The organism is Pediococcus sp. AC40 (genome assembly GCF_030252485.1).
GTDB classification, from domain to species: Bacteria; Bacillota; Bacilli; order Lactobacillales; family Lactobacillaceae; genus Pediococcus; species Pediococcus acidilactici.
Genome location: NZ_CP127012.1, coordinates 331,620 through 345,642, shown reverse-complemented (window position 1 = coordinate 345,642; position 14,023 = coordinate 331,620). Strand labels below are relative to the sequence as shown.

The 14,023-nt window shown below is 41.1% G+C and carries 15 protein-coding genes; 9 read left to right on the top strand and 6 right to left on the bottom strand.

Features of this window, described 5'->3' with window-relative positions:
• The first annotated feature begins 2 nt into the window (after positions 1-2).
• The 3 genes from NL111_RS01590 to NL111_RS01580 all read left to right on the top strand — a co-directional run bounded on the left by NL111_RS01590 (position 3) and on the right by NL111_RS01580 (position 2,398).
• On the top strand, positions 3-794 hold the full coding sequence (locus NL111_RS01590) for a tyrosine-protein phosphatase (protein ID WP_002830073.1): 792 nt from the start codon (positions 3-5) through the stop codon (positions 792-794).
• A 283-nt stretch (positions 795-1,077) separates the two neighbouring features.
• A complete protein-coding gene (locus NL111_RS01585; RefSeq protein WP_008841211.1) occupies positions 1,078-1,857 on the top strand; it encodes a tyrosine-protein phosphatase in 780 nt (259 codons plus the stop codon).
• A 79-nt stretch (positions 1,858-1,936) separates the two neighbouring features.
• Positions 1,937-2,398 (top strand): ASCH domain-containing protein, encoded by a 462-nt coding sequence (locus tag NL111_RS01580; protein WP_002830076.1) that lies wholly within the window; start codon positions 1,937-1,939, stop codon positions 2,396-2,398.
• Positions 2,399-2,470: 72 nt separating this feature from the next.
• On the opposite strand, the gene NL111_RS01575 is transcribed toward NL111_RS01580, so the two are convergent.
• Together NL111_RS01575 and NL111_RS01570 are read right to left on the bottom strand one after the other, a co-directional pair.
• Positions 2,471-3,373 (bottom strand): YihY/virulence factor BrkB family protein, encoded by a 903-nt coding sequence (locus tag NL111_RS01575; protein WP_002830078.1) that lies wholly within the window; start codon positions 3,371-3,373, stop codon positions 2,471-2,473.
• Between the two features lie 12 nt (positions 3,374-3,385).
• Positions 3,386-4,822 (bottom strand): MFS transporter, encoded by a 1,437-nt coding sequence (locus tag NL111_RS01570; RefSeq protein ID WP_002830079.1) that lies wholly within the window; start codon positions 4,820-4,822, stop codon positions 3,386-3,388.
• A 156-nt stretch (positions 4,823-4,978) separates the two neighbouring features.
• Between NL111_RS01570 and NL111_RS01565 the strand changes: the two genes are divergently transcribed.
• The gene (locus NL111_RS01565) at positions 4,979-5,437 is read left to right on the top strand and encodes a Fur family transcriptional regulator (RefSeq protein WP_002830081.1); all 459 of its coding nucleotides are present in this window, start codon (positions 4,979-4,981) and stop codon (positions 5,435-5,437) included.
• Between the two features lie 151 nt (positions 5,438-5,588).
• On the opposite strand, the gene pta is transcribed toward NL111_RS01565, so the two are convergent.
• The 3 genes from pta to NL111_RS01550 all read right to left on the bottom strand — a co-directional run bounded on the left by pta (position 5,589) and on the right by NL111_RS01550 (position 8,870).
• Positions 5,589-6,560, bottom strand: coding sequence for a phosphate acetyltransferase (gene pta / locus NL111_RS01560; RefSeq protein WP_002830083.1), 972 nt, complete (start codon positions 6,558-6,560; stop codon positions 5,589-5,591).
• Between the two features lie 3 nt (positions 6,561-6,563).
• Complete coding sequence (locus NL111_RS01555; RefSeq protein ID WP_002831028.1) at positions 6,564-7,763, bottom strand: acetate/propionate family kinase; 1,200 nt, start codon at positions 7,761-7,763, stop codon at positions 6,564-6,566.
• 393 nt (positions 7,764-8,156) lie between these two features.
• Entirely contained in the window at positions 8,157-8,870 is a 714-nt protein-coding gene (locus tag NL111_RS01550; RefSeq protein ID WP_002830086.1) for a glucosamine-6-phosphate deaminase, read from the bottom strand.
• Between the two features lie 218 nt (positions 8,871-9,088).
• Here NL111_RS01550 and NL111_RS01545 point away from each other — a divergent pair, with 218 nt between their 5' ends.
• The 3 genes from NL111_RS01545 to NL111_RS01535 all read left to right on the top strand — a co-directional run bounded on the left by NL111_RS01545 (position 9,089) and on the right by NL111_RS01535 (position 11,377).
• Positions 9,089-9,319: a hypothetical protein gene (locus NL111_RS01545; RefSeq protein ID WP_002830089.1), complete on the top strand. Its 231-nt coding sequence runs from the start codon at positions 9,089-9,091 to the stop codon at positions 9,317-9,319.
• 493 nt (positions 9,320-9,812) lie between these two features.
• Positions 9,813-10,487, top strand: a complete 675-nt coding sequence (locus NL111_RS01540) for a helix-turn-helix domain-containing protein (RefSeq protein WP_004165838.1) — start codon at positions 9,813-9,815, stop codon at positions 10,485-10,487.
• On the top strand, positions 10,484-11,377 hold the full coding sequence (locus NL111_RS01535; protein ID WP_128688300.1) for an IS3 family transposase: 894 nt from the start codon (positions 10,484-10,486) through the stop codon (positions 11,375-11,377). The genes NL111_RS01540 and NL111_RS01535 overlap by 4 nt, the downstream gene beginning before the upstream one ends.
• A gap of 139 nt (positions 11,378-11,516) precedes the next feature.
• Here NL111_RS01535 and gloA2 read toward each other — a convergent pair whose 3' ends face one another.
• Positions 11,517-11,897, bottom strand: coding sequence for an SMU1112c/YaeR family gloxylase I-like metalloprotein (gene gloA2, locus NL111_RS01530; protein WP_128688299.1), 381 nt, complete (start codon positions 11,895-11,897; stop codon positions 11,517-11,519).
• Positions 11,898-12,049: 152 nt separating this feature from the next.
• Between gloA2 and NL111_RS01525 the strand changes: the two genes are divergently transcribed.
• Positions 12,050-13,486, top strand: coding sequence for an MFS transporter (locus NL111_RS01525; RefSeq protein ID WP_056985040.1), 1,437 nt, complete (start codon positions 12,050-12,052; stop codon positions 13,484-13,486).
• A 93-nt stretch (positions 13,487-13,579) separates the two neighbouring features.
• Entirely contained in the window at positions 13,580-13,987 is a 408-nt protein-coding gene (locus NL111_RS01520; RefSeq protein WP_002830093.1) for an iron-sulfur cluster biosynthesis family protein, read from the top strand.
• Positions 13,988-14,023: the final 36 nt, after the last annotated feature.

Genomic DNA, 14,023 nt, shown 5'->3' with positions numbered 1-14,023 from the left:
AGATGGAACGTGCAAGACTCTTACCAATCGCAACTGGATTAAACTTCCGCGAACTTGGCGGCTATAAAACCCTTGATGGCAAAACGATTAAGTGGAATAAAATCGTTCGTTCGGGACGTCTATCCGGTTTATCCCAAACGGACCTAGATTTTTTAGCTAACTACCCCATCAAATACGACGTGGACTTCCGCTCCCCGGAAGAAAAAAGTCAGGCACCTGACCAAGTCCCTGCTGGTGCAAAATACACTTTTGATCCGGTATTCCCGGTCGACGAAACCCAAAGTACTAAGCAAACTAGTGATCTACAACGTAAAATGAATTACGATCCCACCAGCGGACTAGTTGAAATGCGCCGAGTTTATCGCGACGTGATCAACCAATCCCACGCACAAAAGGCGTACCGGAAATTTTTTGATGTTTTACTAGCTAATAGCGACGAAGACTCCGCTTTACTTTTCCATTGTACGGCAGGAAAAGACCGGACCGGTATGGGCGCCATTTTCTTTCTTTCCGCTCTGAATGTTGACGAAGATACGATCCGGGCCGATTATTTACTTACTAATCGAGCAATTAAGCCGCGGATCGACAACCTAGTAATGGACTTGAAGTTACAAAATAAAAATTCGGCCTTCATTCAAAGTGCCAAGGCGCTCCAATCTGTGAACATCTCGTACTATAATTCCGCAATGGAAGCTATTAAGAAACTTTCTGGTTCCACCCAGAATTACCTTAAAGAATACCTTCATTTAACGGATCACGACTTAGCGGACCTTAGAAAAATTTATTTAGAGTAATTAACAAATCTTAATAAACTTTGATATTTTTAAAAGACTAAGTTAACAAAAAATTCACATTTACCATTTATGATATAGAATGTGGATGAGGAGGTAGGGATTACCATTTCTCATCCGAAAATTTATTCTGATTACTCCTCCAAAAAGTACAGAATGTAGTTTTCAATAACCTACTCCCCAAAGGGCGCCCTAAACGGCGTCCTTTTTTTGTTGATCCGGTAAATGTTTTCTGCTAGCTGCGTTATAATAGGCTTAAAACCACAGTTAGGAGTGCCCTCGAATTATGAAGCCTGAACGAATTTTAGACCTTCCCCACGCCGTGAATCTGCGAGAGCTCGGCGGTTACCAAAACATTAATAATCAAACTATCAAATGGCGAAAACTTTTGCGCTCTGGGGAGTTATCCCGCCTCAACGAGCACGATGGCGCTGTTTTAGCAGATTACGGGTTAAAGTATGATATTGACTTACGCTCGCCGTCCGAAGTGACCTGGAGCCCAGACCGCGTTCCTACAGACATCATCGTCCGTTCATACCCGGTTTATCCGATTCATGATGGTGAAACCTCGGATATCCCAGTTAACCAGCATTTGCAATACCAATCCCACGTAGAAGCCATGTACGATCCCTACTTGGTAATGGTACTTAACGAACACGCACGTCTAGCGTTCCGCCAAATGTTTATTGATTTATTAGCTAACGACCAAGAAAACGAGTCCCTTCTATTTCACTGTGCAGCTGGCAAAGACCGCACTGGGGTGGCAGGAATGCTAATTATGGCCGCACTCCAAGTGCCATATAGTACCATCCGGGAAGATTATTTATTGACTAACTTAGTCTATAGCCGGCGCGACCCTGACGAATTGCGCAAACAAATTGCCAACCGGCACGCTAACCAACTAATCCAAAGGATGAACAGCGTCTTTTCCGTTGCCGCCTCTAGTTTGGACCGGGCCCATCAGTTAATTATTGACCGATTTGGCAATTGGGACCACTATTTTAAGGAAGCCTTAGAGTTGAGTGAAACCGACTTACAGGATCTTCGACGGCTTTATCTCGAGTAAACTAATTCAGTTGCGGAAACGTTTCCAAGATGGTAGGATATGGGCAACAACGATAAGATAACGGGAAGGACCTGATACAATGGCAACACCAGTTGAAGCAATTTGGCAAGCATTTACCGAACAAAGCGGCGTTAAGGGGGATCGTTTTCAAACACGATGGTTTGGCCCCCAAGACCAGCCCGCAGAGATCGACCGCCTAAATAATTTGATTCTCAAAGGGCAAAAACGCGCAACCACTAAACCGTTAGCTTATTATTCCGCTGAACAGGAAGCCATTCCTCAAGCCGGAGACTATTTCGTACTGCTAGACGGTCAGATGAAACCCGTCGCGGTAATTAAGACCGTGGTTTCGGAATTGATTCCCTTCTTACGGGTTTCTGCTGAACACGCTTATAACGAAGGCGAAGGAGATCGCAGCCTCGAAGACTGGCGCGAGCGTAGTTTGCACAAATTTGAAAGATTAATGGCTAATTACGATAATCAATTTTCAACCGACGATCCGGTTGTAACCGAATTGTTCGAAGTGGTTTATCGTCGTTAAAGCATAATTAAAAACAGTGTGGCAAGGGACAACTTTTACTCAAGTTGTTAACCTACTTTTCCACACTGTTTTTTATTTATGAATGTTAATTTTATATTTTCCAACCACTTTACGCAGACTTCCGGCAGTTTCGATGATTTTACCTTCGCGCAATTCTTGCCAGGTAGCATTTAGCACCCCGCCAAACATGATGATCATTGCCGAGAAATTAAGCCAGAACATGATGGCAATAAAGGTACCCAAAGTCTTGTAACTTGTAACAGATCGCGCGAAAATCCTTAAATAAAAGGAAAAGACTTGGGACAACACCATCGTGCCAATCGTTGCAAACACCGTCCCGGGGATTACATACTTGAACCGGATTTTAGCGTTAGGCACTAGGTAATAAAGCAATGATAGCCCCACGAACAGGCCCACAATGGTAACTGGCCACTTTAATTGACCGACCAACGCAAATAAATGGGTTGGTAAATTTAGAATAGGGGTCAAATAACTGACCAACGTTTGCCCAAAACTAAACAAGAAAACCAGCACCGCCATAATCGCAATAATCACCACCGTAAGGAAAAAGGAAACTACCCGGTTAATGATTGGATTTTGGTATTTGGCGACTCCATAAGCGCGGTTAACGGTTCGTTGAAACGCTGCGACCGCTTGACTAGCTGAAAAGACCGTCATTACCAAACTAAATGAAAACAGTTCGCCATTTCCAGAACCTAAAAAATCCTTGACGATTGGCTCGGTAATGTTATAAATGGTCTCAGGCACGGCGGTTTCTATGTACTCTAAAACGGTATTTACCCGGATTTGAAACAGTGGTAATAAAGTTCCTAACAGCATTACTAAAGGGAAAAATGAAAGCAGTAAATAATACGCTAACACGATCGAATTATTTACCACTTCCGCTTCATTGAATCGCTTCAGTAACGCTTTTAAGAAGGTTTCGCTTTTTCTTAAAAACACCTTAAAAGTCATTATTTTCTCCAACTACTTCACAATATGTTTACTTAAGTTATAATTCCGGCCCGCAATCATCGTGACCAGCCAACTCAAGATAGTAATGATAAAAAAGACTAAAAATGCTGCCCGGTATCCCGCTAACGAAGATAACTGCCCCGGGAGGCCTGAAAATGACCAACTTTCGGTCACGTTTTGTAAAACCACGGATAGCACCGTCAAAATCAAACTGGTTGCCATCAGTTTAAACTGTCCGGCAAAAATATCCGCCATGTTAATTAACCTCCGGGACCGTGGCCGTTGGTTAAGTTGCTTACCAACTTGAATCAATAAACCGTGTCCTGCCTCAATCAACATGGTTAAAATCACAAACAATAGCAGATTGAGGTACGTTGAAAAAATTGTCAAACATCCCCAGCCTAACATCATGATGCCCGTGGCCATTCGAATCCGTTTTATTGTAGAAACGTTTTTCAACAATGGAATGGTCCCGTGATGAACTAGCAACCGCACCACGATTCCTGGGATCAACGATACCCCAATGGCCCACGTTGCGTAGTGCAGGCCTTGCCGTAAGTATAGCACTCCAATTACCAATAAACTTGCAAAGGAAGCTGCTCCAATCCCCTGTAAGAGAACTGCTCGCAGATAACGCACGTCTAGTAGCCCTCTAAAATCAATTAACGGGTTCTTAACTTGCCACTCCCGCCGTACGTAAAGCGCTAAACAAATCAACGCGCTAAGCAAAAAGAACCACCGCCACCAGCTTGCCAAAGCTAAACCAGTTTTCGTAAGTAAAACCATCCCGCCAATCAGTAATAAAAAGCCCCCGGAAAGGCCGAAATTAACCCACTCTATGCTATACTTTTGCGCTTCTAAATCAATTTCAATTTCGTTTGCCATGCCATAGACAATTAAGCTGCCTAAGATTACTAACAAATTAGCCCATTGCCAAGCGTGTAAAATTAAAAAGCTCATCCCCGTTAACAGCAAAGCCGTAATTGTCGCCACCCCGGTAATAATATCTTCGAGTTGATTAAAATCACTAAAACGACTATCCTCAGGGAGGAGGGCGCTAACCAAGGTGGCAAACATCGGTAGCATCATTCCGCAACCGACCGCCTGAATAATCCTGCCCACTAACATGAGGGGCAACGTGTAAGCCAGTCCAATGATGACCGTTCCAATAATAAAAACTTTTAATGAATCCCTAAATAACGTGGTCACCGTTCGCTTCTGCAACCATACCGGCCCTAACGGATACATTAATGCTAAGATTGCTAAAGGCAAGATGTTCACTAGTTGCACGGTGGTACCGCCGCTATTAAAATTGCGTAAAATTTCCGCAATTGGCAAAGCAGTACTAAACTCCCCCACTAACATGGTTAGCATCCCTAAAATCAGGACGATAACGTGGTGATAGTCCGCACTGCTCAGCTGACTACGTAAACGCTGCAGTTCTTTCATAAGTGCACCTCTTTAAGCCAACTTAACTTTAATTTTATTAATTTAAAAACCTAAAGTAAAGCTTCCAAGCAAACTTTATTCAATCCTGTTTGAAACTAAGTAAAAAACGTGCTTCAATTAATTTAGTGACTCGATTATGACATAGGAGAAAATACGATGGCCAAAAATACAATCGATGAAGCAATTGAACATTTGAGAAAAAAGCATATTCGCATCACTCCTCAGCGTCGACTTGTTTTGGAATACCTAATCCAAAAAAGAAACCATCCGACTGTGGAAACTATTTTTCACGCATTAAATTCAAAAACCCCTAACTTAAGCTTAGCAACCATCTACAATACCCTGAAGTTGCTTGTTGACCAGGGATTAGTGATTGAATTGACCAGTGGAGAAGATGGTATTCATTATGATTATTATGGACACCCCCATTTCCACGTAATTTGTACCAATTGTGGCAAAATTATTGACGTCGATTATCCCGATTACGCCGCTGATTTGGCTAAGATCGACCGGGTCGCCGCTACTAAGACCGGTTTTGATATTATCGCTAATCACGTCGAAGTCGAGGGGCTGTGTCCCGATTGTAAAAAGCAAGGGACTATGGGTACCAAATAGCTTAACGCTTTCCGCAAATTAAGATTGCATAACCAAAAAGTGCTTCTCAAGAATTTTTAAACTCATTCTTGAAAAGCACTTTTAATTTATTTTAAGAAAACCAAGCTGTGGGAAAGATTCAATTAGCCTACTCTGGTTTTACATATTTACTTTATGCTTGGGCCAAAGTTACGATAGAGACTTTATAAACGTCTTCTTCGCTAGCGCCCCGGGAAAGGTCCGAAATTGGTGCATTCAAACCTTGGAGTACTGGTCCTAACGCTTCAAAGCCACCTAACCGTTGGGCAATTTTGTAGCCGATGTTTCCTGATTGAAGTTCAGGGAAAATAAAGACATTGGCGTGGCCCGCCACATCGGATTCCGGTGCCTTCGTGGCTCCTACTTCCGGAACGAAAGCTGCGTCAAATTGAAGCTCCCCGTCAATTGGGGTTTTCGGATCGCGTTCCTTAGCCAACTTGGTTGCTTCCACAACCTTATCAACCATTTCACCAGCGGCCGAGCCCTTTGTGGAAAAGCTTAGTAAAGCAACCTTAGGGTCAATTCCAATTGAACGTGCGGTTTCCGCACTTTGAATGGCAATTTCTGCCAACGTGTCCGCATCCGGATCGATGTTAATCGCAGAATCCCCAAAGACGTAGCGTTCATCACCACGTTGCATGAGGAAGGCTCCACTGATCCGTCGCATGCCCGGTTTAGTTTTGATAATTTGTAATGCTGGTCGTACCGTATCACTAGTTGCGTGAGCTGCTCCAGAAACCATTGCGTCTGCCTTACCAAGGTAAACCAACATGGTACCAAAGTAATTAACGTCTTCTAACATTTTAATCGCTTGTTCCGGCGTATTTTTACCCTTCCGACGTTCAACTAGTTTATCGACCATTACTTGCTTTTCATCAGCAGGATATTCAGCAGGATCAATAATTTGCAAGTTAGCTAAGTCAAGGTGATCTTTTTGGGCTAGAGCTTGGATGTTTTCCTTCGAACCTAATACAATTACCTTAGCTAGTTCTTCGTCAGCTAAACGAACTGCCGCGCCAAGCACCCGTTGGTCTTCACCTTCGGGCAAAACTAGCGTCCGCTTTTGTTCTTTAACTTTATTTTTAAATGTTTCAAATAAATTCACAACTCAATCCTCCATCTTCTTAAAGCGTTCCACTTCACGTGCAATCGCTAATTCTTCATTGGTCGGGATTACCATAATTTTAATTGCTGAATCTGCTTGGTTGATAAACCGTTCACCGCGTTGTTGATTAAGCTCATCATCTAGTTTGGCGTTAAAGATACCTAACCGGTTCACGACTTTTTGCCGAATTGGCACACTATTTTCACCAATTCCGGCAGTAAAGACGATCCCATCCAGGCCGCCCATTTCCGTTGCGTATGACCCAATGTACTTAACAATGTCGTTAACCAAAATGTCAACCGCCACTTCAGCACGGTGATTACCATCATCCGCAGCATCTAAAATATCGCGTAAATCAGGCGATAATTGTGACAAACCTAATAATCCTGACTTCTCATTGAGGATTTCTAGCATCTTTCGTGGATCTTTAATGTTAAGTTTTTCCATTAAATAAACTACCAAAGAAACGTCGATGTCTCCTGAACGGGTGGCCATCGTAATCCCAGCTAACGGAGTGAAGCCCATCGATGTATCAAAAGACTTTCCATCCTTAATCGCCGTAATTGAGCTTCCCGCACCTAAGTGCAACGTGATTAATTTCAAGTCTTCCAATGGCTTTTGCATTAATTTGGCCGCTTGTCCCGCAACGTACCGGTGGCTCGTTCCATGTGCGCCATATTTACGAGCACCGTATTTTTCATAGTATTCGTAAGGAATACTGTATAGATAATTTTTCTCGGGTAACGTACCGTGGAAAGACGTGTCAAAAACTGCCACACTGGTAATGTCTGGCAAAATTTTCTTGAATGCGCGAATTCCCGTAGCATTAGCTGGATTATGCAATGGCGCATATTCCTTTAGGTCCTCGATATCTTTTAAAACTTGATCATTAATTAACGCGGAATCTTGGAAAATTTCTCCTCCCGCAACCACTCGATGACCCACTCCGGTAATTTCGTGGTAATCCTTAATGATGTCTAGTTTTAGAAGTTGTTGTAACAATAAGTCAACGGCTTCTTCATGATTCTTAATTGGTTGTTCAATTTTAGTTTTATGTCCATCGGCCGTCTTGATTGTAAAATTAGAACCCGGAATCCCGATTCGATCTACCGCTCCAGATGAAATCACCTTTTCTTCAGGCATTTCGAAAAGCTTAAACTTCAATGTTGAACTACCAGCATTGATTGCAATTATTTTTTCCACTTTGTGATTGCTCCCTTACAATAAGACTTATTTTATCAGAATTAATCCGTATTTTCCCATTAAAGTTATTGTTTAGATAACTAATAACTATTAAATAGGTGTGCTACCCCACTTTACGGTAAATTCTTTATATTAAAAATAACAAAATTAGTGACGTTTGGGGACTATTTATCCCAATACCTATAAAAACATCTTATTCCAAACGGGAAACGTTTTCAATCCTTTGAGGATTTTTTGTTCGAAAACTGCGGGAAATAAAAAGGAGATTAAGAAAAAAACTTCTTAATCTCCTGATTAGAATTAACATTTTACATTTCTTCGGCTAACTTGTCTAAAAAAATACCCTTTTTAGTTTTTGCCTTCACAAAGTTTTCTACAGCTTCTGTTCGTTTTTTAGTACTTACCACTCAATTTGCTTGCAGCTGCTTCATCAACGATTACGGTAACATTATCATGGTTTTGCAATAAGCTTGCTGGTAAATCAGTGGTTACTGGTCCTTCAATCATTCCCTTAATTGCATCAGCCTTGTCTTCACCGTATGCTTCCATCAAAATGTGCTTGCTTTGCATAATTGAAGCCAATCCCATTGAAATCGCAAAACGCGGAACGTCTTCTTCATGTTCAAAGAAACGAGCGTTAGCATCGATAGTCGATTGAGTTAATGCTACCTTATGAGTAGTACTATCTGCAGGAGTTCCTGGTTCGTTAAAACCAATGTGTCCGTTGCGCCCAATTCCTAAGATTTGTAAATCAATTGGGTTTTCCGCAATAATCTCATCATAATGTTTTGCTTCTGCTTCAATATCTTTTGCGCGACCATTTGGTAAATATGAGTGCTTGAATGGCTTTGCATCAAATAAGTTCTTGTGCATGAAGTAGTTGTAGCTTTGGTCGCTATCGGCAGGAAGTCCCACGTATTCGTCCAAGTTAATTGAAATTGAGTCTGAAAAATCTAAATCACTTTTAATAATTTCTTGATAAGTGGTAATTGGAGTACTTCCGGTAGCTAAACCGAACGTTTTTGCCCCGTTCTTCTTTGCGTCAGCAAAAACTTTGTAACCTTCTTTTCCGCCTTCAACATCATTTTTTACGATAATTACCTTCATAGTCAGCGCTCCTTTTTTATTTTTGGTATAGTCCAATTATAAAATGGTCTAAACCAAAATGCAATAGATAAGCCAATAAAACACAAAAAAATACCAAATTTGGTTTTAATTGTCCAGCTTTAAGCTACGTCAACCCGTCCAATTTAGGATCATGGCGTAATTGTTGAAAACGCGTACATTTTCAATTATAGTTAAGGTAATCGTAGGAGGTGGATACCATGAGTGAAACAATTTTCTTTAACCCCGGTGATTCAATCGGTAATTTTCACGACTATAACGAAGCGGTGCGTAAGGGACACCTCTATAAGCAAAAACAGCGGCTAGATGATGAACTAGTAGTCGTTAATAATAAGGATAAAAATGAGGAATACGCCATTTTTTACGTAAGGGATCGCCAACCTAATCAAGATAAAAATAATGCGTCGTATGATGTGCGGAAAAAAATTTAGAGTGTGGAAGTCCTCGGGCAGAGTTTGAGGATTAATTAGATTTTAGCCTTAATTGCGGGGTTAGCGATTAAGGCTAAAATTTTATTAACCGCAGAACTTTGAGAGCTGGAACACGTTTTGACTTTATCGCAGTAAAACTCTAGAACGGCAGAATATCGGTCTTAATTGCTTTAGCGATTAAGGCCGATATTTGGTTAGCCGGAAGAAACTGGGGCTGGGTGCACGTTTTGACTTTATTGCGTAATTCTCCACATCCTTAATCACCAAGCAAAAAAACGAGGCTGGGAAAAAATACTTTTCAAGGATGAAAAGGTCCTAAAAAGTTATTTTGGGGTTTTGACTTCAATAAAGCCAAAACGTGTGCCAAAAGTCAGTTGGTTCCGCTTAACCCAAAATTGACCATCATGCCCAATTCAAGCATCATGTGATAATCCCTTTATGGTTGTCAGATGAAATAACATAATTCATCTGATAATCATGGAGGGATTTTTGAATGTCTAGATCTAAGTACACAGCATTAGAAAAATTAAATTTTATAAATGAATTTAACCAATCGAATATTAGTCAAAGAGCATTTGCTAAATATCATGGTCTTCGAAGAAGCACTTTTAAGGATTGGTTAATACGCTACGAAACCTTTGGTATTAAAGGTCTGATGGAAGTTAAAAAAAATAATAAATATTCCACTGACTTTAAGTACACAGCGGTTATGGCATATTTGAATGGTGAAGGTACCCTTAGTGAATTAATGAGTAAATTTGGATTACGTTCATGTAAGCAACTAATTGACTGGATTAACAAGTATAATGAGGATAAAACTTTAACGGCTACGCCGTTTAGGAAGAAGGTCCCCGTTATGAGTCGTAAGACAACTTTTGAAGAGCGAATAGAAATTGTCGAGTGGATTACCAAAGGTAAACATTCGTATGCCGAAGCAGCTGAGCACTTTAAGGTATCATACCAACAAGTTCGCTCATGGGTTATCAAAGCTCAAACTGGTGGTTATGAAAGCCTCGCAGATAATCGTGGGCATCGTAAACCAACTACAGAATTAACCGAAACAGATAAATTAAAGCGCGAAAATCGGCAACTCAAGGCACAATTAGCTGAGAAAAAAATACTTGAAGAATTCGTAAAAAAATACATGGAACTTCAGCGCAGGGGGTGAAAAAGCAACATCGGTTGATTTATCAAGCAATTAAAGAAATCAGTCAATATCACTTTGGAGCAGTATCGCTTCTTTTGAGGAATGCAGGTTTAAGCCGACAGGCTTATTATAAATTTCTAAAACGCAAAGAAACGGATTGGGAACGGCAAGATCAACAATTAAATAACCGTGTACAATATTGGTTTGATTTTCATCATCAAGGTATTGGCGCTGGAAATATATTAGTTAATTTAGAAAAAGATAAGCTGATTGATTTCCCTGTGACCACTAAAATGGTCCGTCGTGTAATGCGTAAATTGCGTATTAGATGTCAGATTCGACCGAAGAAACATAATCGAAACAAACAAAACGAACAATATATCCAAGACAATTTATTAAATCAAAATTTTGAAGTAAACAAGCCAAACGAAGTTTGGTTAGCAGATTCAACTGAATTATCTTATGGAGTAAACAGTGAATATAAGGTACGCCTTAGTGGCGTACTAGATTTATACGGTCGAAAGTTACTTACATATACCTTAAGCGAAACAGAAACTAGCAAATCACAGGTACAACTATTTAAGCAGGCGTTTTCAATGGTAAGTTGTGTTCAACCGTTAATTCATACTGACCGTGGATCAGCCTACACCTCCGGAACATTTAACAATTTTCTTAATCAATTCAACATTAAACGAAGTATGTCACGTCCTGGAACTCCTTATGATAATGCTCCGATGGAGCGATGGTGGAATGAATTTAAACTACGTTGGATGGAACGGCATGAAACACCTAAAACTTATCAAGAGCTGATTAAGTTAGTTGAAAGTGGAATTGAATATTTTAATCATTATGATCGATCAACAAAAAGAAACGGCCTCACTCCAGATGAATACTGGAATGAAGCCGTTTAGTAAGCCGCCTAATTTTATATTATTTCATCTGTCAACTTGACAGGGCCTAGTACATCATGGTCAATTTTCAGTTAATGCTCGCAAACTACCCGACTTTTGTCCCACGCTCATTTTTATTCCACTAACACTGTGGAAAAGTTTATTCGTGTAACTCAATTGGCAAATCGTCCGGATCAAAGAAAAAGGTCATTTTGCGCTGATTGAGCTCATCTTCTCGGATAGGTTCCACTCGAATCCCCTTTGCCTTTAACTCGGCAACGTCGGCAGCAATATCCTCCGTTTTAAAGCATAGGTGGCGTAATCCTGCTGCTTCAGGATACGTCAGGCGTTTAGGCGCCGTTGGTTTAATGAATAACTCTACCATTAAATCCCCAAAACGCAGATCTAACTTAACGTCTTGCTTATCGCTTCGTTTGGTTTCTTGCACTACTTGCATTCCCAACTGCTCCACGTAAAAATCCCGCGCAGCTTCGTAATCAGTACAAATAATCGCAATATGGTCAATTTTTTTTGGTGACATTAATTTACCTGCTTTCCATGTTTTTCCTATATTTTATCGGGAAAATCGTTTTTTTAACAGCCTAGATAGTTTATAGCTCGAAAAGATTGACATTTCCTATGATAACGGGAAAATATGTAGTTGTACAAATTATTTACAGGAGGAAGAATTGAATGAAGCAGTCACAAGCGCCTTCAAAAACAAATAAAACGCTGATCTTAATTGCGTTGGGTATTTTTACCTTTATGTCCACCCTTGATGGCTCGATTGTCAACATTGCCATGCCAATCATGTCAAAGGAGATGAACATCAGTTTAAGTCGCATTGAATGGGTTGTTTCCATTTACTTAATCGTCATCAGCGCCCTCTTAATGTTTTTTGGTCGTTTGGGAGACGTAATTGGTAAATCAAAGGTATTTCGGATTGGGACGGCCATATTTATCTTAGGGTCCCTCCTTGCCGGAATCAATCTAGGTCTGGCATTTTTGCTATTTGCGCGTGCCGTTCAGGCTATCGGAGCCGCGATGACCATGTCTAACAGCTTTGGGATTACCACGAGTACCTTTCCCATTGAACAACGTGGACGTGCAATGGGGGTAATCGGAACCTTCGTTGCTTTGGGCGCCGTTGCCGGACCCGCTATTGGGGGACTTATCTTAAATTATTTGACTTGGAACTACATTTTCTGGATTAACGTTCCCATTGGAATTATAGCCGTTTTAATTGGCGTAAAGAGTTTGCCTCACGACCAGCCCCTCGCAGCCAACGCCCCAATTGACTGGACCGGAGCAATTGAATTTGCAATATGCATTATCACCTTTTTCTTCGCAATTCTTCGCGGACAAGAACGAGGTTATCTAAATCCGTTAATTCTTGGAGCCTTATTAATTGCCATAATTTCATTTATTTTGTTTATTCATACCGAAAATCACCGGCGCCATCCGCTGTTGGACTTATCGATTTTTCAATACGCTGACTTCACGTTAGGGCTCATTGCCGCACTCCTCGTGTTCATCAATGGTTTCTTCTACAACGTTTTAATGCCCTATTATCTAGTTAACGCCCGCGGTTTGTCTTCGGGAGTGGCCGGGACCCTCTTGTCGATCATTCCGTTGACCATGGTAATTTTCGGACCGGTAGGAGGCTTTTTATCTGACAAATTTGGTGGCGCTAAAATCACCGTAATCGGCGTAACGCTGCTGTTGATTTCTCAATTTTTAATTATGGGATTCAACTTGCAAACGCCGTACTGGTTCTTCATTTTTGCATCCATCGTTACTGGAATGGGGACCGGATTATTTCAATCGCCTAACAACGCTTCCGTAATGTCGGCGGTGCCGCATAACCGCTTGGGAATTGCTGGTAGCGTCAACGCCCTAGCGCGGAACCTTGGAATGATTTTAGGGGTAACGATATCCACATCCGCATTGTTCTTGTTAATGAGTGCCAAGGCCCACACTAGTTTAACTACCTATCCACACGGAAATGATCAACTATTCATTTTCGGAATGCATTTTTCATTCGCGATTTCTGCGGGATTACTCGCAATTGCCGACATTATTGTAATTCGGCGATGGTTGATTACCCGGCGAAAAACTTTAGAAGCATAATCACAAGCATAATTTTTAACTTCCGCTCCTTCTTGCGCTAGGATTAGCTCGTAGGTAAGAGACATGCAGTCAATTTTATTGGGAGGCCACACTATGGAAATCAACATTACTCAATCAGCACAAGAATATTTAAGTACTAAAAACATTGGTCAACGTCACGTCTTCTTGGCGTTAGACGACGGCTCAAGTAAATTCTCTAAGTTAGGCGGTTCGTGTTCAATTGGCAACAAGTTCCAACTAGTGGTTGCGGACAACGAAGACGCTGACTATGCTGAACCAGTTGAAAACAATGCCGGGTTGCAACTTACTACCGGACATGACGAGCCCACTTATTTAGGCGAAGGCCTTACCCTTGATTACAAGATGGGGCTGCTTTCACTTCGCGACAATAGTGGAATTATTGACAACGCCGTTACGGTAACGAACTTTGTTCCCCAAGACGACGGAGACGGTAAGCAACTTAAGAAAGATATGCAAGAACTAGGCAACCGAATTTGCTAATTAAACATAGTTAAGAAGAAGCAAACGGGACAAAAG